This window comes from Pseudomonas tritici (assembly GCF_014268275.3).
In the GTDB taxonomy this organism is placed as follows: Bacteria; Pseudomonadota; Gammaproteobacteria; order Pseudomonadales; family Pseudomonadaceae; genus Aquipseudomonas; species Aquipseudomonas tritici.
This window is the reverse complement of the sequence record NZ_CP077084.1, coordinates 204,521-227,649: the sequence shown is the minus strand read 5'-3', so window position 1 is coordinate 227,649 and position 23,129 is coordinate 204,521. Positions and strand designations below refer to the sequence as shown.

The 23,129-nt window shown below is 52.7% G+C and carries 14 protein-coding genes and 1 pseudogene; 9 read left to right on the top strand and 6 right to left on the bottom strand.

The features are described from left to right. The first annotated feature begins 94 nt into the window (after positions 1-94). The 4 genes from glmU (at position 95) to HU722_RS00890 (ending at position 5,523) form a co-directional block, all read left to right on the top strand. Positions 95-1,462: a bifunctional UDP-N-acetylglucosamine diphosphorylase/glucosamine-1-phosphate N-acetyltransferase GlmU gene (gene glmU / locus HU722_RS00905; protein WP_186753129.1), complete on the top strand. Its 1,368-nt coding sequence runs from the start codon at positions 95-97 to the stop codon at positions 1,460-1,462. Positions 1,463-1,695: 233 nt separating this feature from the next. Beyond that, positions 1,696-2,463, top strand: coding sequence for a DeoR/GlpR family DNA-binding transcription regulator (locus HU722_RS00900; protein WP_065891283.1), 768 nt, complete (start codon positions 1,696-1,698; stop codon positions 2,461-2,463). Between the two features lie 10 nt (positions 2,464-2,473). Beyond that, the gene (gene glmS, locus HU722_RS00895; RefSeq protein ID WP_065891284.1) at positions 2,474-4,306 is read left to right on the top strand and encodes a glutamine--fructose-6-phosphate transaminase (isomerizing); all 1,833 of its coding nucleotides are present in this window, start codon (positions 2,474-2,476) and stop codon (positions 4,304-4,306) included. 155 nt (positions 4,307-4,461) lie between these two features. Further along, complete coding sequence (locus HU722_RS00890; RefSeq protein WP_186753130.1) at positions 4,462-5,523, top strand: TniQ family protein; 1,062 nt, start codon at positions 4,462-4,464, stop codon at positions 5,521-5,523. A gap of 51 nt (positions 5,524-5,574) precedes the next feature. On the opposite strand, the gene HU722_RS00885 is transcribed toward HU722_RS00890, so the two are convergent. Both HU722_RS00885 and HU722_RS29055 read right to left on the bottom strand, forming a co-directional pair. Beyond that, a complete protein-coding gene (locus HU722_RS00885) occupies positions 5,575-6,354 on the bottom strand; it encodes a TnsD family Tn7-like transposition protein (RefSeq protein WP_210172769.1) in 780 nt (259 codons plus the stop codon). A 318-nt stretch (positions 6,355-6,672) separates the two neighbouring features. Then, positions 6,673-7,158, bottom strand: a pseudogene (locus HU722_RS29055) (TniQ family protein); the annotation flags it as partial. Positions 7,159-7,802: 644 nt separating this feature from the next. Here HU722_RS29055 and HU722_RS00880 point away from each other — a divergent pair. The 3 genes from HU722_RS00880 to HU722_RS00870 are packed head-to-tail and all read left to right on the top strand — an operon-like array spanning position 7,803 to position 12,087. Then, on the top strand, positions 7,803-8,735 hold the full coding sequence (locus HU722_RS00880) for a PDDEXK family nuclease (protein WP_225930667.1): 933 nt from the start codon (positions 7,803-7,805) through the stop codon (positions 8,733-8,735). Then, the gene (locus tag HU722_RS28765) at positions 8,732-10,741 is read left to right on the top strand and encodes a TnsB C-terminal domain-containing protein (protein WP_225930666.1); all 2,010 of its coding nucleotides are present in this window, start codon (positions 8,732-8,734) and stop codon (positions 10,739-10,741) included. Before HU722_RS00880 ends, HU722_RS28765 begins: the two co-directional genes overlap by 4 nt. Beyond that, positions 10,738-12,087, top strand: a complete 1,350-nt coding sequence (locus tag HU722_RS00870) for a transposase (RefSeq protein ID WP_186753132.1) — start codon at positions 10,738-10,740, stop codon at positions 12,085-12,087. Before HU722_RS28765 ends, HU722_RS00870 begins: the two co-directional genes overlap by 4 nt. 167 nt (positions 12,088-12,254) lie before the next feature. On the opposite strand, the gene HU722_RS29110 is transcribed toward HU722_RS00870, so the two are convergent. Together HU722_RS29110 and HU722_RS28760 are read right to left on the bottom strand one after the other, a co-directional pair. Next, complete coding sequence (locus HU722_RS29110; RefSeq protein ID WP_437182540.1) at positions 12,255-12,602, bottom strand: DUF6957 family protein; 348 nt, start codon at positions 12,600-12,602, stop codon at positions 12,255-12,257. 326 nt (positions 12,603-12,928) lie between these two features. Further along, positions 12,929-13,234, bottom strand: coding sequence for a hypothetical protein (locus HU722_RS28760; RefSeq protein WP_225930665.1), 306 nt, complete (start codon positions 13,232-13,234; stop codon positions 12,929-12,931). 156 nt (positions 13,235-13,390) lie between these two features. Here HU722_RS28760 and HU722_RS00865 point away from each other — a divergent pair, with 156 nt between their 5' ends. Continuing rightward, positions 13,391-14,188, top strand: a complete 798-nt coding sequence (locus tag HU722_RS00865; protein WP_186753133.1) for an NYN domain-containing protein — start codon at positions 13,391-13,393, stop codon at positions 14,186-14,188. 4 nt (positions 14,189-14,192) lie between these two features. After that, on the top strand, positions 14,193-14,582 hold the full coding sequence (locus HU722_RS00860; protein WP_437182532.1) for a transposase domain-containing protein: 390 nt from the start codon (positions 14,193-14,195) through the stop codon (positions 14,580-14,582). Positions 14,583-15,215: 633 nt separating this feature from the next. On the opposite strand, the gene HU722_RS00855 is transcribed toward HU722_RS00860, so the two are convergent. Then, the gene (locus HU722_RS00855; protein ID WP_186753134.1) at positions 15,216-16,832 is read right to left on the bottom strand and encodes an NERD domain-containing protein; all 1,617 of its coding nucleotides are present in this window, start codon (positions 16,830-16,832) and stop codon (positions 15,216-15,218) included. A gap of 11 nt (positions 16,833-16,843) precedes the next feature. Further along, positions 16,844-23,113 carry a DEAD/DEAH box helicase gene (locus tag HU722_RS00850; RefSeq protein ID WP_186753135.1) on the bottom strand — a complete coding sequence of 2,090 codons (6,270 nt, stop codon included), beginning with the start codon at positions 23,111-23,113 and terminating at the stop codon, positions 16,844-16,846. Positions 23,114-23,129 lie beyond the last annotated feature (16 nt).

The window sequence follows — 23,129 nt, the reverse complement described above, 5'->3', positions numbered from 1 at the left end:
TTGATTAAAAAGGGTAGCCTCGGCTACCCTTTTTCTTTTTTTGCAAAACACTTCTCTGGTCTGAAGTCGGACCGCCCAGGATTGGTAGCCACTCATGTCTCTTGAAATCGTCATTCTCGCCGCAGGCCAGGGCACCCGTATGCGTTCGGCCCTACCCAAGGTGCTGCACCCGGTGGCCGGCAACTCCATGCTTGGTCATGTTATCCACAGCGCCCGGCAACTCGACCCGCAGCGCATCCACGTGGTGATTGGCCACGGTGCCGATGTGGTCCGTGAGCGCCTGGCCGCGGATGACCTGAATTTCGTTTTGCAGGACAAACAACTCGGCACCGGCCATGCCACCGCACAAGCCGTGCCCTTCATCACTGCCGACACCGTGCTGATCCTGTACGGCGACGTACCGCTGATTGAAGTGGAAACCCTGCAACGCCTGCTCAAGCATGTCGTGTCTGGCCAGATGGGCCTGCTGACCGTTGAACTGGATGACCCTACCGGTTACGGGCGCATTGTGCGCAATGCCGACGGCAAGGTCGCGGCCATCGTTGAGCACAAGGATGCCAGCGAAACTCAGCGCGCCATTACCGAAGGCAACACCGGGATTCTGGCGGTCCCTGCCAATAAGCTCGCCGACTGGATGAGCCGCCTGTCCAACAACAATGCCCAGGGCGAGTACTACCTCACCGACGTCATCGAGATGGCCGTGAGCGATGGCCTGCTGGTCGCGACCGAACAGCCACACGACCCGATGGAAGTGCAGGGCGCCAACGACCGCAAGCAGCTTGCAGAGCTTGAACGTCACTACCAGCTGCGCGAAGGCCGCCGCTTGATGGCCCAGGGCGTGACCCTGCGCGACCCGGCGCGCTTCGATGTGCGTGGCGAAGTCACTGTCGGCCGCGACGTGCTGATCGACATCAACGTGATCCTCGAAGGCCGCGTGATCATCGAAGACGACGTGGTGATTGGCCCGAACTGCGTGATCAAGGACAGCACCCTGCGCAAAGGCGCGGTGGTCAAGGCCAACAGCCATATCGACGGCGCCGTGATGGGCGAGGGCAGCGATGCTGGGCCGTTTGCGCGGTTACGTCCAGGAAGCGTATTGGGCGCTAAAGCCCATGTGGGTAACTTTGTTGAATTGAAAAACGCCACATTGGACGACGAAGCCAAAGTCGGACACCTGACCTACTTGGGTGATGCCACTGTAGGTGCGCGAACTAACATCGGGGCGGGCACCATCACCTGCAACTACGATGGCGCCAATAAGCACCAGACCACCATTGGTGCGGATGTATTTATCGGTTCCAATAATTCGTTGGTCGCCCCGGTTACCCTCGACGATGGCGCCAGCACAGCCGCGGGCTCAACCATCAACCAGGATGTGGATAAGTCCCAACTGGCAGTCGCCCGTGCCCGCCAACGCAACATTGATGGCTGGAAACGCCCGGTCAAAATCAAAAAGACCTGAGTTATCCACAATCTGTCTGGCTGAACGCTGCCTCCTGTGGGAGCTGGCTTGCCTGCGATAGCGGTCTGGCATTCAACATTTATGTTGCCTGACACTCCGCTATCGCAGGCAAGCCAGCTCCCACATTTATTTTGGGGTGTGCACCTAAAAATTTCGCACGCCCCACTTGACGATGTTTCGCCAATAGGTTTTGATTGCCTTCGTTATCTTTCGAAACGAAACTTACCATCACCATGTCGAAACGAAATACCCCCCAACGACGCCACAACATCCTGACCTTGCTCAATGAACAGGGCGAAGTCAGCGTGGACGAATTGGCCAAGCGTTTCGAAACGTCGGAAGTGACCATCCGCAAGGACTTGGCTGCCCTCGAAAGCAACGGCCTGCTGTTACGCCGTTACGGTGGCGCAATTACCATGCCCCAGGAACTGGTCGGCGACGCCGCCCAACCCATCTCGATCTACAAGCGCGCCATCGCCCGTGCCGCCGTGACGCGCCTGCGCGAACACGCGCGCATCATCATCGACAGCGGCAGCACCACCGCCGCGATGATCCCCGAACTGGGCCACCAGCCCGGCCTGGTGGTGATGACCAACTCCCTGCACGTGGCCCGCGCCTTGAGCGAGCTGGAGCACGAGCCGGTGCTGTTGATGACCGGCGGCACCTGGGACCCGCATTCGGACTCGTTCCAGGGCCAGGTCGCCGAGCAAGTGCTGCGTTCCTATGACTTTGATCAACTGTTTATCGGCGCCGACGGCATCGATCTGCAGCGCGGTACCACCACCTTCAACGAACTGCTGGGCCTGAGCCGCGTCATGGCAGAGGTCGCCCGTGAAGTGGTGGTGATGGTCGAATCCGACAAGATCGGCCGCAAGATTCCCAACCTGGAACTGCCCTGGAGCAGCGTCCATACCCTTATCACCGATGATCGCCTGCCGCTTGAGGCCCGCGACCAGATTCAAGCCCGCGGCATTACGCTGATATGTGCGGCAATCATCTAGGAGAAACACCATGTGTGGCATCGTAGGCGCAGTCGCTGAACGCAACATCACTCCCATCCTGCTCGAAGGCCTCAAGCGCCTGGAATACCGTGGCTACGACAGCGCCGGTGTGGCCGTCTTCTCCAACGCCGGCAAGCTTGAGCGCATGCGTCGCCCGGGCAAAGTCAGTGAACTGGAGCAAGCCCTGGCCGGTGAGCCGTTGGTTGGCCGTCTGGGCATCGCCCACACCCGTTGGGCTACCCACGGTGCGCCGTGCGAACGCAACGCCCACCCACACTTTTCCGGCGACCTGGCGGTGGTGCACAACGGCATCATCGAAAACCACGAAGTGCTGCGTGAGCAACTCAAGGGGCTGGGCTACGTATTCACTTCGGACACCGACACCGAAGTCATCGCCCACCTGCTGAATCACAAGCTCAAAGACCTGGGCGACCTGACTGTCGCCCTCAAAGCCACCGTAAAAGAACTGCACGGCGCCTACGGCCTGGCCGTGGTCAGCGCCAGCCAGCCCGATCGCGTGGTTGCCGCCCGCAGTGGCAGCCCGTTGGTGATCGGCCTGGGCTTGGGTGAGAACTTCCTGGCTTCCGACCAGTTGGCCCTGCGCCAGGTCACCGACCGCTTCATGTACCTGGAAGAAGGCGATATCGCTGACATCCGCCGTGAAAGCGTGCAGATCTGGGACGTTAACGGTCAGTCTGTCGAGCGTGAAGCTGTGCAATACCGCGACGGCGCCGAAGCCGCCGACAAAGGCGAATACCGCCACTTCATGCTCAAGGAAATCCACGAGCAACCGGCCGTGGTGCAACGCACGCTGGAGGGTCGCCTGGGCGACAAGCAAGTGCTGGTCAACGCCTTTGGCCCACAAGCCGCCGAGTTGTTCGCCAAAGTGCGCAATGTGCAGATCGTGGCTTGCGGCACCAGCTACCACGCCGGCATGGTTGCCCGTTATTGGCTGGAAGAACTGGCCGGCATCCCATGCCAGGTCGAAGTGGCCAGCGAGTTCCGCTACCGCAAAGTGGTGGTCCAGCCTGACACCCTGTTCGTGACCATCTCGCAGTCCGGCGAAACCGCCGACACCTTGGCCGCCTTGCGTAACGCCAAGGAGCTGGGCTTCCTCGCCAGCCTGGCGATCTGCAACGTCAGCATCAGCTCCCTGGTGCGCGAATCCGACCTGACCCTGCTGACCCAGGCCGGTCGCGAAATCGGCGTGGCCTCCACCAAAGCCTTCACCACCCAGCTGGTCGGCCTGTTGCTGCTCACCCTGTCCCTGGGCCAAGTACGTGGCACCCTCGCCGCAGGTGTTGAAGCCACCCTGGTCGAAGAACTGCGCCGCCTGCCAACCCGCCTGGGTGAGGCCCTGGCCATGGACAGCATCGTGGAAAAAGTCGCCGAGCTGTTCGCCGACAAAAACCACACCCTGTTCCTCGGCCGTGGCGCGCAATACCCGGTGGCAATGGAAGGCTCGCTCAAACTCAAGGAAATCTCGTACATCCACGCCGAAGCCTACCCGGCCGGCGAGCTCAAGCACGGTCCATTGGCCCTGGTGGATGACGACATGCCAGTCGTCACGGTCGCGCCAAACAACGAACTGCTGGAAAAGCTCAAGTCCAACCTGCAGGAAGTCCGCGCCCGTGGCGGCCAACTGGTGGTGTTCGCCGACGAGAAAGCCGGCATGACCAATGGTGAAGGCACCCACGTCATCAACATGCCGCACATCAACGACACCCTGTCGCCGATTCTCTACACCATCCCGCTGCAACTGCTGTCTTACTACGTCGCCGTGCTCAAGGGCACTGACGTTGACCAGCCGCGCAACCTGGCGAAGTCGGTGACGGTGGAGTAATACGGCACGCGCCTGGAGGCCCTTGGTCTTTGTGAATTAAAGCTGTCGCTTGCGAATTAAAACTGTCGATGGGGCTGCCAGGCTAGGTAGCCTCTCGACATTTCTTGATCGTCGGTTGTGTCGTGGTGAAAGAAATGCCAATCACTGGGGATTCGATGCGTCTCAGAATCCAGCGTGGTGAGTCTTTGCGTTCATACGTAGCGCGGACTCTGTACCTGAATTTCGGAAAACATGAGCTTTCCTCGTTAGCCAATGGGAATATCCTAACCAAGGATGTTAGAAAGATTGCTTCCATCCTTGGCTGGTCAGGATGTCATGGGTTTAATCGGCTTCTGCATGAGCATACTAACTATCCAATGAACTCAGTTTTCAAGGATGAGCATGACATTTCATATTCGCTAGCCAGCTACACCAATTCTGGATATGTGATTGAGAGCAGCGCGCTTTCACACTCGTTCTGCCCTGATTGTTTATCAGACGACATAAAGTCATTGGGCTATTCGTACTGGCGCCGTCCCTTGCACAGCGATGTGAATGTTTGTACAAAGCATTCAACCAAGCTGGTTCACAACTGTCCATTTTGTGGTGAACATTTTTCGGTCGATAATCATGGGCTGGAAGTAATGTGGAGTGGCTGCAATGGCAGATATCTGAATGAGGTAGTTGCAGACACCGGTGTTGATGAAGTGGAAGCTAAATTGGCCTCTTTCGTAGTGGGTTTCTATAAATGCTCATTCCATATTCCAATTGAAAAAGCCATTTGCGTTTTAATAGAAAGACTGCTTCAACTTAGATCTACAACGTCTGAACGTATCGATCAACTTGAAAATGACCTAGAATGGCTCGATAAGCGCATACATTCGATGAGCTGTGCCAAGTCCCAAAATAACGGACTGATGGTCAATGTGCTGAGCTTCTCTTATTTTGACATGGTAATAGTTTATTTTGACAGGTTCGATCATTTTCTGAATAGCCTGAGAGCAGCCAGCGCTAGCTTTCGTCCTATAGACTCTCTTTGGCATACTTATAACTCTGGTGGATTCGAGTCGCTTCAGTTTGTACAAGAGGATGAAGTGCATGGCATGGGGTACTGGTCTTGTCCGTATCCGTTTAAAGATTTTGCGGAATCTGAAACTTTAGATAGTCTCGCCCGTAGAAAAAAGGCAAGGTATGCGTGCTGCGACTTTCCCGCCCCAAAAAAAACCGCTTGTTTATAGCGATGCATAATTTTGAACGTCAAACATCAGAGTAAGCGGAGTTTATAAGAACTAATATCGTCCACAAATAATTTTTCGGATTAATGCTCTAGTCTTCGGATAGCGGTCCTTTATCTCGAGGGATCGATACAACATAGGCACCAAACGATAAATATCATTCATTTTAATATGTGCTCCATCCGGTTTTTGAGCGCTTTCTTTTAAGACGGTCTCGACCAGAGAGACAAGCGACACGTCACGCTCATCCCAATTCAATCTAGAATTGTTTCCGCCACGCCCTGACGGCAATTTGCGGATTTGCGTATTCAGCCATTCTCGATCATTTCTATATAGCCAAGCGTAGGTTTCAGGAATAACATATCGTATTTTTTTGGCACTAGCATCTTTATTTAAAGAGACTGCATTTGTCCACGTTGATCGATACGCTTGTAGATTTAATTCCAGCTCAATTTCTTTCCTTTTATACTTTAGGCCTTCTTCTTCTCGGATAATCCGATTTAGCGTACAGATAGTGATATCGAATTTATCGCAAATATCCTGCTTTGGTAATCCTGTTAACAAGAGCCGAACTATGCTAGCCCGTATAGGAGGTTTTAGCTTTTTTGGCTTGCGAGCCATAGTCTGGCGATTCGGGGATGTTAAAACTCGCGTTGTTTTGAGGCGCTTATTAGCACTAACTCTGAAATGGGGTTGCTCATCGTGCGAAATTACCATGCGATCATACGCACTAACGAACTCAGCGAAGCTGTCGAAAAGGAAAGTTATTAACGTCAAGTGCTTCAACGGATGGTGATGGCCACGTGGGGCTCTTAACATTTGCGAGATGAACATCTTCGCTTGCTTATTAGTAGTAGGGAGTGATGTGAACGGTGAATACGGCTGCAGTAAGTTAGTGTGCTCCAAAAAAGTTGATAGGTTATGCGTAGGTCTATCTATAAAGTCTCGATACACGGTGCAGACTATGGATGGTTCAAAACGTCTCGATAATGGGAGGGATGCCAGATCCAAAACAGCGCCTCCAATAGACCGCGCTGCACTGTTCGTTTGAAGGACTGATGTATAGGGTTCCAGATATTGCTCTTCCGGAAGGACCCAGCGAAAGCGCCCTGACCATGGGCGATTGAGTGCACTTACCAGCAGAGGCGAATGGTGTATTGGGCACAAAAGCACTCCTGGATATTGATGGCTCCTATGCCAGTAAGCTACGCCATGTAGACTCAGATCTCGGCCCATGCAGATGGAACATGCTTTCAAGGGGTGCTCAGCCCCGAACCGGCCTGTTAGCAACCCTAAGCGATATTTCAGTGAGCCGACTGATGGACCTCTCATCAACGTCTCTACACTTTGGATCTGTGTCTGGCACTGGAATGGGCGAAATAACGGGAAGATGGTGTGTCCATAGATTATGGACTCTACGTCGCCCCAGCAATCTGTAAGCCGGCTGCTTAGCGCATCGAGATTGCCAGGGAAATCGTGAGTTACTGAGCGGTAGTTAGGGCCATAGAGCCACTCTAGCGTTGCCGGCGTATCTATATGCCCCAACCAGCAGTGCTGGCGGCTGCAAAGGCTGTAGAAGGTTTCATCTTCAAACCATTTGAGCACTTCTGTGGGCGCTGTTGAAATGCAGATACTCATTAGTCCATCCTCGATAGAGCATTAAGACTAGGAAATGCTTCTACACGGAGGGAGACTTATTTTTATAACAGTGGTATTCCAAAATTCTTAATTAGGCTTTTAATTTCCAAATCGTATAACTGGATATTTTAAGTAAGAAATGATTATGAGAGCTTGTCGATTAACCTCTTATAGCCCACGAACACCCACCGACGGGAACAACGCTATCTGTTGTCACTGTCGCCGTCCTAACGGTAATATGCTTCTTCTATGCGCGTTTAAACCCAGAGAAGGTAGAGTGATAACTGACTATGGGGTAAGCAATGGCGGAATCACCGAGGCTACCGATGAATAACTATTAAATTTCTACGTTACGAACTAATTAGAGACAGGGACTCAAGTGCGACCTTGAGCCCCTGTGGATAAGTCAGATTTAACCGGCTGACCATTCCATTCTCTATTTCTGGTTGTGAGGCGTCAAGCCTCGCAAGGATTCGTTCATCCACAAGAAATGCGCTTTATCCACAGAAGCGCTGATGTACACGTGCCCGAACGGCAAGGGCTCCACGTAAGTCATTGATTTTATCCCCAGCTTTTATGACTGAGTGGTGCCCTATAGAAATTGGACTATCTGTATGACACCGCAGAAAAGAATGGAGCTCATAATGAGCCGGCAAGGTCGGTTCGAATGGGGCGACACGTACATCCCGGCGACGTTGGCAATTCCCCGGGAGGCACCGAAGGGTTCTCGCATAAGCCGGCTCAATAGTCGAAGGCTGGGCCGCGCAATACATGCTCTTTCGACTCCAGAAAAGGTCTTTAGTCAGTTAGCGCTCTACCATCCCGATTTGATCGACCTTCACGAGCAGAAAATGCTGTGGCCGTTGAGCTCCGGGCATCCGCTCCGCGGTCATCCACTCACGAAGGGCTACTTCCTCTGTCCTGTCACTGGGACGGTCGAGATAGCCAAAGAGTTGGGATTTAAGCATCACGAGATCGGTGTGGACTTGGCCGATGGGCGGCGGGTGAAAATGCCGTTCCCCTACCAAGGAGACCTCCTGTTGTATCTGAAGGACCAGGAAGGCATTCCATATACCATCAACTGGACGGTGAAGGACAGCAAAGCGGCATTCGGTGAACGTCGGATCACGGCTGCAAAAACCCCGGTGCAGCAAAAGAAAGATCGCGCGCACGCTACCCTTCGAACCGAGTTGGAAAAGCTCTACTACGCCAGCGCTGGCGTCAGAACTGTGCAGATGTCCATGGATGAGCTGTCCCCTACAGTGATTGCCAATTTGGACCTGCTATTCATGACCCACGAACTGCCGTTGTCGCTAGGTCCTAATTTGTTAGATGACTTTAGCTCTGCGGTTCGGGAAGCAGCTTTTGCCGGCGAGCCTGTAGCGTACGTTGCGATCCGATACGCGAAATGCTGGGCGAGTCGGGATCAATTCATTGCGAAAATCTACCAGGATATCTGGCAACGCAAGCTCCTGGTCAACTTCTTAAAACCTATACTCATTGATCAGCCTCTCGACATGGAAGGAGGTGATCTTCTTCAGATATACGCATCACTTTTTCAGGGGATAGCGTCGTGATCTCGGGCGCTAGACTGATCGCGCCTGAGGGTTTTTTGTCTCTGGAAAAGGGGAAGATCTACCACTTCCTCCACAGTGACGGCAGTACCAACCGAGTCCGCCTGGTTGAGTTTTATGACGGCAATCATGAGCTTGCCTCACTTCTCATTACGTTGACACGAATCGAATTTGAAGAGGCGCTTGAGGATGGACTGATACTCGAGCTTGGTATAACAGACAATACTCCCCCGTGGCTTGAGCCTGTTGGAGGCATTTCCATATCGCATCGAGAGAGCCGACGTGTGTCTTCCAAGGAAAGCTATGATCAGAAGGTCAATCGTCGTTTCGCTGCCATTTCTGATCTGGTCCTAAGACTCGCCGAAATACTCTCCAGTGACAGCCCGGACGCCATCATCAATGCACATGCCAAGGCTCACAAGCCTGAGCAAAATGCTGCTCGTCTACGGCTCTGGTTCTATACCTACATCGTATTCGGCCACAACAAATGGGCGCTGATGCCACCACTGCATCGTATTGGTGGGTGGAATCGAGATGATCCGTCATACGTACGCAAATTGGGGCGCCCCTCGCCACATGGTAAGAGCTGGGGCTTTCGGTCCGACCAAGCGATGAAAGAAAAGATTCTTTCGGGATATATCGCTTGCCGTTCTCCCTACAAAACTGCAAACACCATTTATGCGGAAATTCTTACCAAGGTGTTTGGGTGTGTGACGAAGAAAGGTAGCGATGGCATCAGGTTCATTCATCCCAACGGTGAACCTTTTCCCACGTTTTCCCAAGTCCGATATCAGATTGAACAAGCGGTCAATCCTAAGCAGCGATCCATTGGGGTTAGAGGGACGCACAAGACGCGTGCCATCTCGGGATCTCTGGGAAGCTTCGCGGATCGATTGCTCAACGTGAATCAGCGTGTTGAATTTGATGGCTATTACATCTCCGAGAAGCTTTCCGGAGTAACGGAGGGTAGCGCGGTCGATAGCTTTTGCGTCGTTCGAGCCGTGTGTGGACTCTCGGGACTCATCTTGGGCATCGGTTTCGCTGATGGAAAGGAAAGCATGGACGCCTACAGAATGTGCCTGTATTCGATGGCTAGCGATAAGGTCAAATATTGTGAGCTATTCGGGATTCCCATTGAGGCTGATGATTGGCCAAGTCACGGTCTATCTGGGGCGCTCGTATTCGATCGCGGTCCGGGAGCTAACTACGACGTGGAGTCCGAAATCAGTTGGCTAGGCACCTTTGAGAATACCCCTGTGTTCTCCGGACAGTCCAAAGCGACGGTGGAGTCATCTCACCCGAGAGACAAGAAAACATGGGATCAACCCAGCTATTTCCACAGCACGCTGAATTTCGTGCAGATGGCAAAACGAGAAATCGTGCAGGTGCTACTGGATAATCGTGTGTCAGACGCCAGTCGTCGAATGGATGAGGAGCTGATACTGGCGGGAGTTAAGCCTACACCGGTTGCGATCTTTCAGTACTGGGACAAGCGGGCCAGAAACTCAGGCCAAACGATGCATCCCGATACTGCTGTCAGGAAATTCCTGGCGGAAAGACCAGCCACAATCCAGAAGGACGCAGTGTACTTTTACGGGCGTAAGTACAGATCTCAATCGCTGGTCGCGACAGGTGTATTTGATCGGGTAGCGAAGAACGGAGTGATTTCTACATCAGCCTACACCCTCACAATGTGCGTACGGCACATATGGATTGAGGTAAACGGTACGCTCTATGAGCTCGACTTCCTCCGCTCTCAAAGGACCAGTGAGAGGTTCGTGGATATTTCGCTACGCGATCTCCAAGACATTGATCAAATGAGGCACGAAGGTAAGGCTGTGCTTCGCGACGAAACCCCAGCCACGGAGCAGCACATGTGGGACAAGTTCAAGCAGAACACAGGGGAGGAAGCATTCAGCGGTAGTCGAAAACCGGGGCGTCCTCCAAGAAACTCGTCGGTGCTGCGAGATTCAGACGACTATGATCGCTTAACAGGTAAAACGGGATGAACACTCTAACCGACACTCGGTTCAGTGATTGCCTGGACTCAGAAAAAATCCGTACCAAGGTCACCGTAAGACCAGAGCCTGTAGAGGGACTGGAATCCATCGATCCTCTGATTGCAGCTGAGCTGTTGGAAAGTACGCTTAAACAAATTTTTATCCCCAATCAGTTTTCCCTGGCATTCATCAAAGAGATGGTAGGCAGGGCGTCATTACACAGTCAGCAGCTCTTCTCGAGCCAGGCCCAATACTCAGCGAGGGTATTCAACCCACCAGAGCTCGAAGTATCCCCCCTGTGCTTAACGGGTTTGGCCGGGATTGGAAAAAGCCAAACCATTGTGGCGTTGCGCAAGGTACTACCGCAGCCAACAGAGCTGTCGTGCGATCTTTACCAAGGCACCGTGCCCCTGCTGTCGCATTGGTATGCTAGTGCTAGAGGTAAGGCGAGCGGAAAAGCTCTTCTTGAGAACTTTGTTTTTGGAGATAACCCCAAGCTTCGCATGAGCACTGTTGCCATACTTCTAAAGGAGTCGCGACGAGCGGCTAACAAGCATGGGGTCTCTCTCACGATACTGGAGGAGATGCAACACATTAGCACGGGGGCTGGGGCCGCAATGGTGACTGATATCCTGTTGACCATGGCAGCGATTGGCCCACCCATGGTTTTCGTGTGCAACTACAGTCTTGCCCACAAGCTTCTTAAGCGAAACAGCGAAGATACTCAGCGGCTGCTTGCTGCTCCTCGACTGATGTTACCGGAAGAGCCCAATAGCCAGGATTGGATAGATTACATCGCTGAATGCCTGCGGGTGAGCAATGGTTACATTAGCGTGGACATCGTTGAGCTTGCTGAGGAGGTATACCGTTGCACTTTTGGGATCAAGCGATTGGTAGCGCTGCTTTTGAAGCTTGCATATGTGGAATGTCGCAGTGCGGGTCGGCAGTCGGTGAATGTTATAGACATCCTTAACGCATACCGGTCTACCGCCTACACAGTAAGCGCCGGTCAGGTGGAGGAATTGCAATACTTGGCGATAGGTGGGCGGCCCAAGAAAGCGCAGCTGCATTTGGTATGCCCGTTTGATGTGCCGGCACCGATGAAGTCGAACGTTGTGAAATTTACGCGTGATGACCGTCATCAGCGTGTCATTTCTAAGGTCTTCGATTCAGCGCTGACTGAGCACGAACGAGCGGCTCAGAAGTCTGTGGACGTTCTCGTGCAGACAGATCCCCAACTATCCAAAAAACGTCGGTCCACCTCATTAGTTCAACTGTCGGCAGAGGAGCAAGCGAGTGCATTCTTCGAGTACATCGATACGGTAGCACCGCCCAAGCCGACGAAGCCCAAATAGCGATTCCTTAATCATGTGTAAAATGGCTTGGGTCTTTTCTATGTGATGAAATCAGATTGTTACGCGCGTTGGGCAGGAGCGTTCAAACAACATGGACTTGCCGCCACAAACCCGCACAGGCTGCGAGCCCATCAGTCCATAATCATGTGGGCCGCGGCAGGCCGCTTTCAGATAAGTGATAGATAGTCTGTGAGCGTAAGCGAATGTCGGCGTCCATTTCCTAAAAGTATGTAGAGCGTGTTACGCGTACAAAAAAGCCCTTCGTCCTCGCACCAGATCTTTAAAGTGCTCACTACCCAGTCGCCTTCCTGAAATCTACGTCTACTGTCCAAAACAACTTTGCGCGCATAGACAGCTGAAGGCTCTTGTCCAACGGAATGAACGGCACCTATCTGCTCGGGCGTCATCGTGAGGTCAAAGAGTATCCAGTCCGAAACCAAGCAGAAGGGGTGCTCGGGACATCGCGTCTTAGCCAGATCCGTTGCTGCCTCTAGAGGCAAAGAACAACCTGACATAGGCTCACCTGCTCCCAAATAAATCGCGAAGTCCGAGAGTTTCATGAGCGGCGCCTCCGTGTTCACAATCTCTTCAATGTGCGTGTTCGATAGCCTGGTTGGTCATTCCAAAGGTAAGTGAGTTGCCCAGCAATTTCCCCTGCGACTCATGCTTTGGCTTATGCGGTATCGCCACAACGATTGGCGACACCCAGCCAAATCCACGCGGTGCGCGCCCGTACCAAAGGCTACCGACGAGGACTTAATGCGATCCTTCCGTCAGTACATGGAGTCGCCGTCATCCGGTTCCAAAAAGCCTAGATAGATGACCTCACCATGGTTGTCGGTCAGTGCCTGTCATGGAAAAAGTCATCCTTGGTGGCCAGCCCGAAATCGTCTCCCGGCCATTTAGGGTCAGTCTCAAACATGTGCGCTGTGCGTCTCTCCTGCTTGAGGTAAGCGAGGGTAGCAAAAAAACAGGTTTCGCAGAGATGCACCTCATAGCGTTCACCGTCGTGCAAGGCACCATAGCCCCAATGCGCATGGAGGCTCCCATACTTCAAATTGCCGCTTCCTAGACGGGTAGAGCAATCGCATACGTCACAACGCACGTCGGTCACAGCTTCGACTTCTACACGACCTGTGATTTTCATCCCATCCAAGCCTCGGTTAACACATAACTCAAGTTTAGAGGTTCAAAGCTTGGCCGCTTTGCCATCGGTCAGTTCTTACAGAACCGCCCAAATGCCCGGAATAATTCTCCAATTGTGGGTATGGTGGTGTGCAGTGCTATCACTCAAGGATGATCCATGGCCATAAATACCTCCTCCAATACACAGAAGCATTTGGCAGTTCTGATCGATGCTGATAATGCCCCGGCAGCAATCGTCGAAGCTCTGTTCGAAGAGATCGCCAAATACGGGGTTGCCAGCGTCAAGCGCATCTATGGCGACTGGACTGGCCCACAGCTAGGCGGTTGGAAGAAGGTCCTGCTCGATCACTCCATCCAGCCGATCCAGCAGTTCGCCTACACCAAAGGGAAAAACGCGACCGACAGCTCACTGATCATCGATGCGATGGATCTGTTGTACACCCGACGCTTCGACGGCTTCTGCTTAGTGTCCAGTGACAGCGACTTCACCCGCCTCGCCTCTCGCCTGCGTGAAGAGGGACTGACGGTATATGGGTTCGGTGAACAGAAAACACCGAAGCCGTTCGTGGCTGCCTGCGACAAGTTCGTTTACATCGAATTGCTACGTGAGGATGCCCTTCCTCTCCCCACAAGTGAACTATCCGGTACATCCGCTACCAGCGCCAGCGAGTCCAGTGAAGCCACGCAGACTGAGCCGCTTAAAAAGCCCAAAGCCCCTGTGGGATTCATCGCGAAAATCCTCGACGACATCGCTGACGAGGATGGGTGGGCACACCTAGGCGCGCTTGGCGCGAACATCACGAAGCTGCGGCCAGATTTCGATCCCAGGACTCATGGCTACAAAAAGCTGAGCGACCTTATAAAAGGCTACCCGCACGCCTTCGAGCTTCAGGCACGTAATGCTTCCGGTGGCAGCGGTGTGATGTACGCCCGGCATAAACAGCAGAGCAGATAATGATTTGTTCTTAATCACCAGGCTTGGGCACCGCGAAGTAACCGTCCGGGCAACACACCTTGCCGCCCGGCGTTTGAATCAAGGACGCTTCTTCTGGCCGGGTGTGCGACACGGCTCCGAAGTTGAGTTGGATCTCGATGACGGTGCTGTGCCCATCGATAATAACTGGTGCGAGAATCAAATTCGTCCGTGGGCTCTTGGTCGCTCGAACTGGCTGTTTGCGGGATCGTTACGCAGCGGTAAACGTGCAGCGGCGATCATGAGTTTGATCCAATCGGCGCGACTCAACGGCCATGATCCGTATGCTTATTTGAAGGACGTCCTCACGCGCCTGCCGACGCAGCGGGCAAGTGAGATTGCGGAGCTACTACCGCATAGGTGGCGACCGGTTTAGTTGCGCAAGACGGGATGTCCGGACGCACCTCCAACTGGTGCCATTACCGGTCTACTTAGCCTTTATGCTGGTTATCCATGCATTCCTCCCTACAGCTTCGCCCGGTTCAGCCGATAGTTTTCGTACGAAGAGAAGCGCGGCAATTCGACCCTGTAACAAAGGAGGGTAAGCGGCTTTTGAGGAAGATCTCTAGGAATGCTTTCATTACCCCATATGTTAACGCCAACGCTGAATTGACCCACGTGCTGAAGTCGGATTAACCCACCCTCAAGTCAACACAAATCCAGTAAAAGTAGTGGTTCGCAAGGAGTCTGCCCGGGTCAGTGATATCTCGGCAACTGGGTCAATTCGGCGCCGGCGCCAACAGCTTGCTGGCTGGGCGTCCAAAAAATCCATGCAGCAAGGAAAAGAAATGTTTCCTTTAAGTGCTAAAAATAACCATAAGGACAACATTTCTTTACTTTGGGCTATCGGCATATTGGCGCTGATGCGATTCTGACCCAAACTGCGGAAATTTTTTAACCCAACCGGATACTCAGTAACACTCTGTCTTTGCGCGGAGTTTCAGAGGAAGCATATAGGTCAGTCGAAATCAGCAGGTGGGATCAAAATCACATCAGCGCCAACAGCCAGTCAATTATTATAATAATTGACTACTTCTTTCTTCGAAGAAAGAAGGGCCAGCCTTGTGGTTGCGCGTGTACAAGCGACATAGAGGTCTTCATCTGTGAACGCAATATGTTCACCTGGGATGCCTACGTCAACAACAATGACTGATGTGGCCTCGATACCCTTGAATGATTTGATAGTAGAGAAGAAAACTGTATCCTTCTTTCCTAGATCTTCAATATCTGTACTTAGACTAAGTCCGTGCCCAGACTTCTGGCCTTTCATAGCGGAATTTTCAAGCTTGAATGGACTCAGTATCGCCACTGGGCCTTCTCCACTCCATTGTTTCGCAATCTCCCAAGCGCGTTTCACCTGATCGTTAGTCGATTCGACCATTGGCGAAACACCAACAGGCATGCCGGTCATTGATTCAACTTTTGTATTTAAGTAGCGATTTGATGCCTCGTTGATCTTCACCGTATTCCGGCAATTGTAGTGGAGATGGAAAATCACTTCTGCGCCGATCGGGACACCTTTTCCGGCACTGTACAAATCCTGTTTCCAGTCGGCGAAGAATGCCCATCCTCCTTCGTCAGAAAGGAGCTCGAGTAGTGCGATGATCTGTTCTTCCGAGAAGTCTTGGCCTTCATCAACGATGATGGCATCGTATTTGACTACTTCATCCGATCTGTCCATGACCAGGCTCGGCAGAACCTCCCGATGGAAATCGTCTTGGCCAAACCTGTGGCGCGAATCCGGGCAAAGTTCAAGGAACAACCTATCAACGTTCCAGATGAACTCGGTGTGGTCTGGATTGCGAAGACGCAAGATGTTGGCGAGCGTGCGGTTATAGCAAACGTATATACACCGTAGACCTTGTTCGACTAAAGCGTGCAGTCTCCACATAGCCAGAACAGTTTTCCCTGACCCCGCAGGGCCTATAACTGCAACGCTTGGAAGCTGGAATAAGCCTTTCAGGCTAGCGAACTGCTGTCGAGTCAGTTGCTCGATTTTCCCCATGTCGCTGACAACGTCCTCGTCCGTATCCACTTTCTGGATCTGGAATTGTCTGTTCTTGAGGTCATTGATCACAGACTCAACGACTTGTGGAGTGAACTGCGCGGCACGTCCCGTCCCTCCACGCTTTTCCAGTGAATTTCGAAGCCGGGACACTAACTGGCTCATATGACGGCGAGTTCCGATGGTGGACTCATCGAACATAGCCGGAAGGCTGCGTGCCTCTCCTTGGGGATACACAACGATGTAGGAGAATCGTCCCGGAAACTCCTTCCATTTGTTTCTTTCCAACAGGACACCAAGCAGATCGTGCATATTCCGCATGGCTTGTTCGGGTGGGGATTCCTTAAGCAAGACCCACGTCTCATCGTCTTGCTTTCGCTTCCACTTCCCATCCTCGTCCACCTTGAACTCCTTGGAACCCTTCACCTCAAGGACAACAAGACCTGAGTCTGGTGCGAGAACGACGAAGTCTGCTTCTCCATCACGGACGTAGCCGTTCTTCGCAAGCGTCCATTTAACACTAGGCATGACGACCCAATTGTCTGGTAACTGGTTCTTGAGTGCTTTTAGCACTTCGTTCTCCCAGCGGTCTGCTGGAAGATTTCCAATGATCCTTGGCATCGGTTTCCGTCCTATGAATTGGTAAGCAGCGCAACAAACCGAAATTTTTCGGCTTCTTCGCTCCGGATGAAACCGTCGCGGGTGCGGAGCCTTGGGGTAGCCATACTCCGTTTGAAGTACGCGGTGACAGGCAAGAGTTCCCCCCTATTAGTAACTGCTAGCCATTCCTCGCCATCACTGAGCTGGCTGATCTTGCGCGGGCCAACTTTCCGCCAGTTTCTGCCGGCAAAAGAAAAAGTGGTGTCATCCGGAAGGCTGGTAAGAGCCTTCGCAGTTACATTGTACTGCGAGCTTAGTTGCGTCTTGCTCAGTGCTCCCGGCGTGGAATTGGGATCAACGTCTTCGACGACAAACATCTGGTCGTTTTGTAGGTTAGCGCGGACCCAGATCATGCGACGGGACAAGTTGAAGGAATCGATGCGCCGGATCCGGCCAAGGCCTTGTTTGGCAGCGAGATGATGTGCGTCACCAATCGCGTTTCGTTCGCTAGCATAGCCATCCCACAGAGGATGGACGACTACGTTGAGAACTCCATCAGTTGCCCATCCATGAACGTTACCATCGTGGATGATAGATTCTGCAGGAAATCCATTCTTAGTCCATGCATCGACAAGCCTAGCTGCGCGAACGTCCCATTTGCCCTCTGCTCCAATGGGCAGGACCTTGTTGGCAGCCACGGTATCTAACCCAGGTTTGTAGTTAGCATCTAGCATGGAGGCCAACAAGTCGATGCCTAGCTCCCAATCAAGAAGACCATGAACTTGACGGTTACGGAAACCCCGGAGTAGGAGGTCCGGGCTGCGCCACTCGTTGCCTTTCGTTTTTGAGAGATCAATCTCTTCACGGATCATATTGCCCATTCGCGGAGTGTCACCCTCCCCAAACAAGCTCCCTCGTAGGATGGATTCCCATTGAGACATTGCCGAATCTACGATTCCCGCACCGTTCGGATGGGCGTCGGCAAGGTACATCTCCCCACCGCCAAGGTCTGTGACCGCGTGGACAGATGCGATCTCTACATCCATCGAATCAACATCTAATTCTAGAGCGATGGCACGCTGCAAGATGGTCGCGGCAGAATACCAAGCGGCGCGGCGTCTTGTTAGGCTAGCCTCGTCCTTGCTTTCGAAGTATTTCAAGCCATTACCATCGAGCATGCGTATTGCAAGGATATCCGTGGTCTTGGGTGAAGTAAGTGCAACCTTAAAATCCGGGTTTTCGTCTTCTGATCGCCAGATGGATTCGCCCTCAGCATGAATCCATTTACTCCCGCCTTCCTGAATACTACCAACCTCTTTAAAGCCAAAGTATTCACTACGGTTGGTATTGGTACGAAATACGGGAGCTTGCCGCTCTAGCTTGACCTGTGTATTGCAGACTTGTTTGAAACCCTCAGCGCTGAGTCGGGGGCTGGAGATGTCTGTTGAGCCCGAACGCCCCCTATTCTCGCCGCCTCCAAGCGCTGGCTTAGTAGTATCCATGTCAGTTGCAAATGCACGCGGAGCTACGGCCATGTAAGGCTTCGCGTCTTGTGCCCCACAATTTGGGCAAATAACGCTCAGAGGAGGGTTCTGAAGCCAGCTTGGATTCCACAACCCTGATTCACTTGCGTGAGTCCTCATGGCGGTTATAGAAATGCGCTCTACATGAAGTTGCCTACATGCTCCGCAGCGTACGTGCACATACGCTGCTCCTATGGGGGCCCCTGAGGCTTTCCAGCGACCAACACGAGGATCATTGAACAGTGGTCCTGTAACGTACAGTGGGGTTAGCCGTCGCTTGTCCCATGTGCGCTCCGAGCCTGGAGCGAAGTCCGCGATGGCTTGGTCTGCAGGCCTGTCGAGAGACTTTGCATCGCGCTCCGCGTCACCTTTTCCAGAGGGAAGTTTGAAGTAGAGCTCTCGGACGCTCGTTGGCATGCCAAACATTGGCAAAATACCCGCCTCAGCGAGGCGGTGAGCCAGTGTGGATGCCACGAACTCATTTCCTTCAACGGCATCCTTCATTTTTTCGGGCAGATGTGACACATACTCTATGAGGGTCTCGGTGGATACATTAGAGCCTGAGGTTATGGTTCGTGCCACGTTCTTGATGGCTTCTCCATTCACAGCAATCCAATTCCTGACCAACGCAATATTTGCTTCGGCATTGGCAAGGGTGCCCATCTCACCGTGTGTATCAGGATCTTGGCTAGTTGCAACCCATGAAATGCCTGCAGCACGAAAAGCTTGTCTCAAAATGTCCTTGGCGATGAGGCGCTCGGCTAATATGCGTTGATCGTCGCCCATGGCAAGTCGTGGCTGCGGGGGCACGCCCCCTGTCATTTCGCTGGGGTGTTCGAAGTGAATGCGGTCATGAGTTTGTCCGCGACAAAAGGTGAAGGCCACTGAAAAAGCCTGTCCCTTACGACCAGCTCGCCCTACACGCTGCTGGTAATTAAAGCGCTCTGGGGGCATGTTCGCTTGCATCACAGCCTGCAACGAACCGATGTCCACACCAACTTCCATCGTTGTCGTGACCGACAGGAAATCGATGGAATCTACATTCCTCAATACATTGCGCGTACCGATATCTTCAATCGTTTCTTCATCGAAAAAGATGTCGCGAAAGTGCCTTTGGCGTTGGGCTTGGTCTTGAGTTTGGCCGGTTAGCTCCTCAGCATGAATGCGAAATGCAGACGACTTATCATTCGCCTCGTGGGCATAGTAGTGCTCGTCTTCGATTTCCTTGGCCGTGGCCTTCCCATTGGGCTGTGTCTCGAGCTTGCCTAGGCAGCGTGAACACACGCCCGCAGATGCATGCCAATGAACCCGCCCGCAGTTCGAGCATACCCATGGATAGTCTTCAGGACCGACAACACGGGTCCACAGTTTTTCCAGCCGGACCACGCCCCAAAGGTCCCCCTGTACATGCCCCACCAACTTGAAGGCATTAACCATGGAGTCATGCAGTGCGTCACGGTTAATTCTATGGGCCGCAGCCACTTTCGTCAGATAGCCATGGACGCGCTTCTTCGCAGCTCCTTCGTTTGCCGCGCCAGTGGGCTGGTCGTGTCTCCAGCCATCGGTTGGCCTGTTCCATGGATTGGGATCCAGCCGGTTTTCCTCAGCGAGGATACGGAGGATGCTATCGCATGCGAGGCGGAAGACTTCTGAAGGCATGCCAATTGGCGACTGAAGAGCCTTGTCTGGCGGAAAAGCTAGGTGACCTATCCCTTGCGCCTCAAGGTCATACAAGAGGCGCCCGGCTAGAGTTCGCCACGAAACCTTTCTCAGCGACTCGGAAATTGACTCAATATCATGCAGGTTGGCCTCATCTTCTAATTTGGCGACCAGGTTTCCGTCAGATGTCTTGAAGATAGACGTCCAATCTTTCCCTTTGTGTCCAACCTTTCGTTTATCGACGGATGCACCGCCAGGGTTAATTCCCTTCTCGATGAAATCTCGCCAAAGAGGGCTTAACTGTCTATCGGGGCCTGGCTTTGCAATGATGTCATCGACACGCACATACCCATGCTTATGGGCGCGTATTCTTTTTACTTGGTCTACTTGCTCGTCTGTAGCGCCTTCCTTGTCTTCGACCACCGCCCTTGCGGCTTGCACGAACAAATTGAATCTTTGTAGCGATCCATCTGTTTGACCAAATAGATTCTTGACCCTTTCACGAATGCCTTGGACTTTTTCTACCTCTACAGATTCAATTGCATGCAGAGCGTCCTTCATCAACACATCTATGCCGCTATCAGATCGTTTCTTCAGCTCTTGATTGATGAAAGTGCGTAGCAGCAGCATCCACTGCTCTTCTTCCACGCCAACAGAAAGATTCGCTGCCGCCTCGCGGCTATCAGAGAAAGCCACAAGCTTACGGCTCTTTCCCTCAGGTAGGACTCCCATCAGGTGCTTGGAGAACAAGTGTGACATGCGCGCCAAGCCAGTCACAAACGATCGGATCGGCGTACGACGGCCATAACGTTCTGAATAGTCAATGTGACACGATGGACAACGCTGGGGCATCGCCGAGTATTCATGGCGGTTTGCCTCTGGTATTTCTGCGTGAAAGAGATAGCAGGGCTGACCACCTTTTTGTGTCCCAGTAGTGACTAGACCTGTAATGGGATCGATGGTCGCCGTAATCCAACTTGCGGGTTTGTTGTCTCGTGGCTTACCTGGGCGACCATCCTTTGAGTCAGTTTCAATCGTACCGTGCTTCCATTTCAGATTGTCCGGGATTGTAGTAGGGTCGAAATCAAGGTTACGCAACCAAACGACACCGACATCCTTATATCTCTGGGCGTCTGTGCGTGTCTCGACTGTAGTCTCGGGAAGTCCGTTGATTTGGGTTTCGAGGGAAGTTAATTCGAATTGTGTTTCGATTCCCAGCCCATTCTTTAGCGGAATCCTGTTCCCACATAGAAGCTGCGTGCCACAACACTCGCAATAAAGAACTTCAAGCACGCGCCGCCCATCCAAGGAGAGCTTCCGGTCAGGCAGGAGCATTCCGCTGCGTCGATCATGGTCTTCGTCGTGCAACTCGATGGTTGCCCAGAGACCTTCGACATTCTTGGCCATCCAATGGAAGCGAAGGCGCGGGAAGGACAGCCTCTTGTCCCTCGCGTGCTTGGAACCAATGGCACGGAACAAACCCCTAGCGGCAATGGGGCGCTTGTTAGCGGGAAGGCTAGCGAACCAGTAATCGGAAAGCATATTGATCGGCTTGGCTCGGATCTGCCCGTTGGTATCGAATCCAGCGAGAATGCACTTGTTGCTGGTGACTTCGTCGACGGCAAGGAGATCAACGACAGAAATCACTTCTAGGGTTTCATTGTCGTCGCCTTCTTGAATATTGGTACCCCCAGCCTTGAGGCAGGCTTCCACTATGGCATTGTTGAATTCGGGGATGTCGTCTTCCAGTGTATGGAGGTGCTCTCCGGATTCGATATGGAAGCGAGACTTCGCATCCTCACTCGTATAACCAAAGAAGCCGCCAAGATATTCGTAGGTGGCATCATCACTTCCATCAAGCGACGCACTAGATGCGAGTATCCGTAACTGAGGGCTTGTCGGGTCAAGCCCGAGTCTGTTCAGAAGGAGACGTATTAGATAAGCGACTTCCGTACCTGCCGAGCTACGATGCAGGTGGAGTTCATCTACGATGAGTTGGAATACGTGGTTCTGACGATCTTTTTCAAGCCATTTTCGCGTTTCCTCGAACATGTCGGAGTCGGCACGATCACCGGGTATGTGGGGATCGGGGTGCCGCATTAGCATGATGGACAACATGCTGATGTTTGTGACGAGGATGTCCGGCGGCATTGCCTGCATTTCCCAGCGATGAAACATTTCCGCCGCGTCTGGTGACATACGTCGGATGAAACTGGCTTCCTCTAATGATTGAGATAGTTGTTTTCTGGCCTTGTCAATCTCTTCCGAGATATTGGCTGCCTCAGCTTCAGCAACCGCATCACGGCAATGCTTAATTTTTTGGCACATTGAGACATAGTCTGTGACTGCTGCCTTCAAATCCTCGCGTAGCTCGGAGCGCTTGCCTGTATGTGGCTTCCCATCGGCCTTGAAAGGATGGCCGGAAACTGGCGTGGAACCATTGTAGCGGCCAAATCGGATTCGATTACCCGCGAGATATTGGTCAAGCGCTGCATGGACTTCATCTGTATCGAGTGCGAGGCGTAGGCGAGAAACCTGATCTTCAACGAGTGCATTCATGGGATACAGAACGAGTGCCCGAACTGCCGCCGTACGCTTCTCACCACGCAACTCTTTTCGAGTATCATTCCATTTCGGCAGTTCTTCCTTGGTCCACTCACTAGGAGTCTTCGAAGGATGTTGCCATTGAGTGGATGGACTTGTAGCCTCCCGGACGATATTGGCCAAGGCGGGAAGCAAGAAGGATTCCGTCTTGCCTGAACCTGTGCCGGTTACGACGACGCAATGCTTGCCTTCCAGTGACTTCCTAAGCATCGTTTGCTGATGTAGGTAGAGTGGATGACCACCACTGAATAGCCCAGCACTGACAACCGCTTTGAACGCATCGCGTCCCACCTCGTTTAAGCTAGGGAGGTCACTTTCGAGCAACTCTGTAAGTTTTCGACCTGACTTGTAGGAAGGAATTGGTTCAACATAGGGTGTTTGAAACAGAACCCCAGGCAGGTCCAGTAATTCCTTTCGATCTTCCTCAAAGGTTTGGGAGTTCGTTCGAAATGCTGAGGTTATGTATCGCTTGATTCCGTTCTGGAAAGTATCGAAAGCGCCAACTGGGTCTTTCATTCTTTTTCCTTATAGC

Coding starts and splice junctions, on each gene's coding strand:
- glmU (WP_186753129.1), top strand. CDS start 95: ATGTCTCTTGAAATCGTCATTCTCGCCGCAGGCCAGGGCACCCGTATG.
- HU722_RS00900 (WP_065891283.1), top strand. CDS start 1,696: ATGTCGAAACGAAATACCCCCCAACGACGCCACAACATCCTGACCTTG.
- glmS (WP_065891284.1), top strand. CDS start 2,474: ATGTGTGGCATCGTAGGCGCAGTCGCTGAACGCAACATCACTCCCATC.
- HU722_RS00890 (WP_186753130.1), top strand. CDS start 4,462: ATGCGTCTCAGAATCCAGCGTGGTGAGTCTTTGCGTTCATACGTAGCG.
- HU722_RS00885 (WP_210172769.1), bottom strand. CDS start 6,354: ATGTTCATCTCGCAAATGTTAAGAGCCCCACGTGGCCATCACCATCCG.
- HU722_RS00880 (WP_225930667.1), top strand. CDS start 7,803: ATGAGCCGGCAAGGTCGGTTCGAATGGGGCGACACGTACATCCCGGCG.
- HU722_RS00870 (WP_186753132.1), top strand. CDS start 10,738: ATGAACACTCTAACCGACACTCGGTTCAGTGATTGCCTGGACTCAGAA.
- HU722_RS29110 (WP_437182540.1), bottom strand. CDS start 12,602: ATGTCAGGTTGTTCTTTGCCTCTAGAGGCAGCAACGGATCTGGCTAAG.
- HU722_RS28760 (WP_225930665.1), bottom strand. CDS start 13,234: ATGAAAATCACAGGTCGTGTAGAAGTCGAAGCTGTGACCGACGTGCGT.
- HU722_RS00865 (WP_186753133.1), top strand. CDS start 13,391: ATGGCCATAAATACCTCCTCCAATACACAGAAGCATTTGGCAGTTCTG.
- HU722_RS00855 (WP_186753134.1), bottom strand. CDS start 16,832: ATGCCAAGGATCATTGGAAATCTTCCAGCAGACCGCTGGGAGAACGAA.
- HU722_RS00850 (WP_186753135.1), bottom strand. CDS start 23,113: ATGAAAGACCCAGTTGGCGCTTTCGATACTTTCCAGAACGGAATCAAG.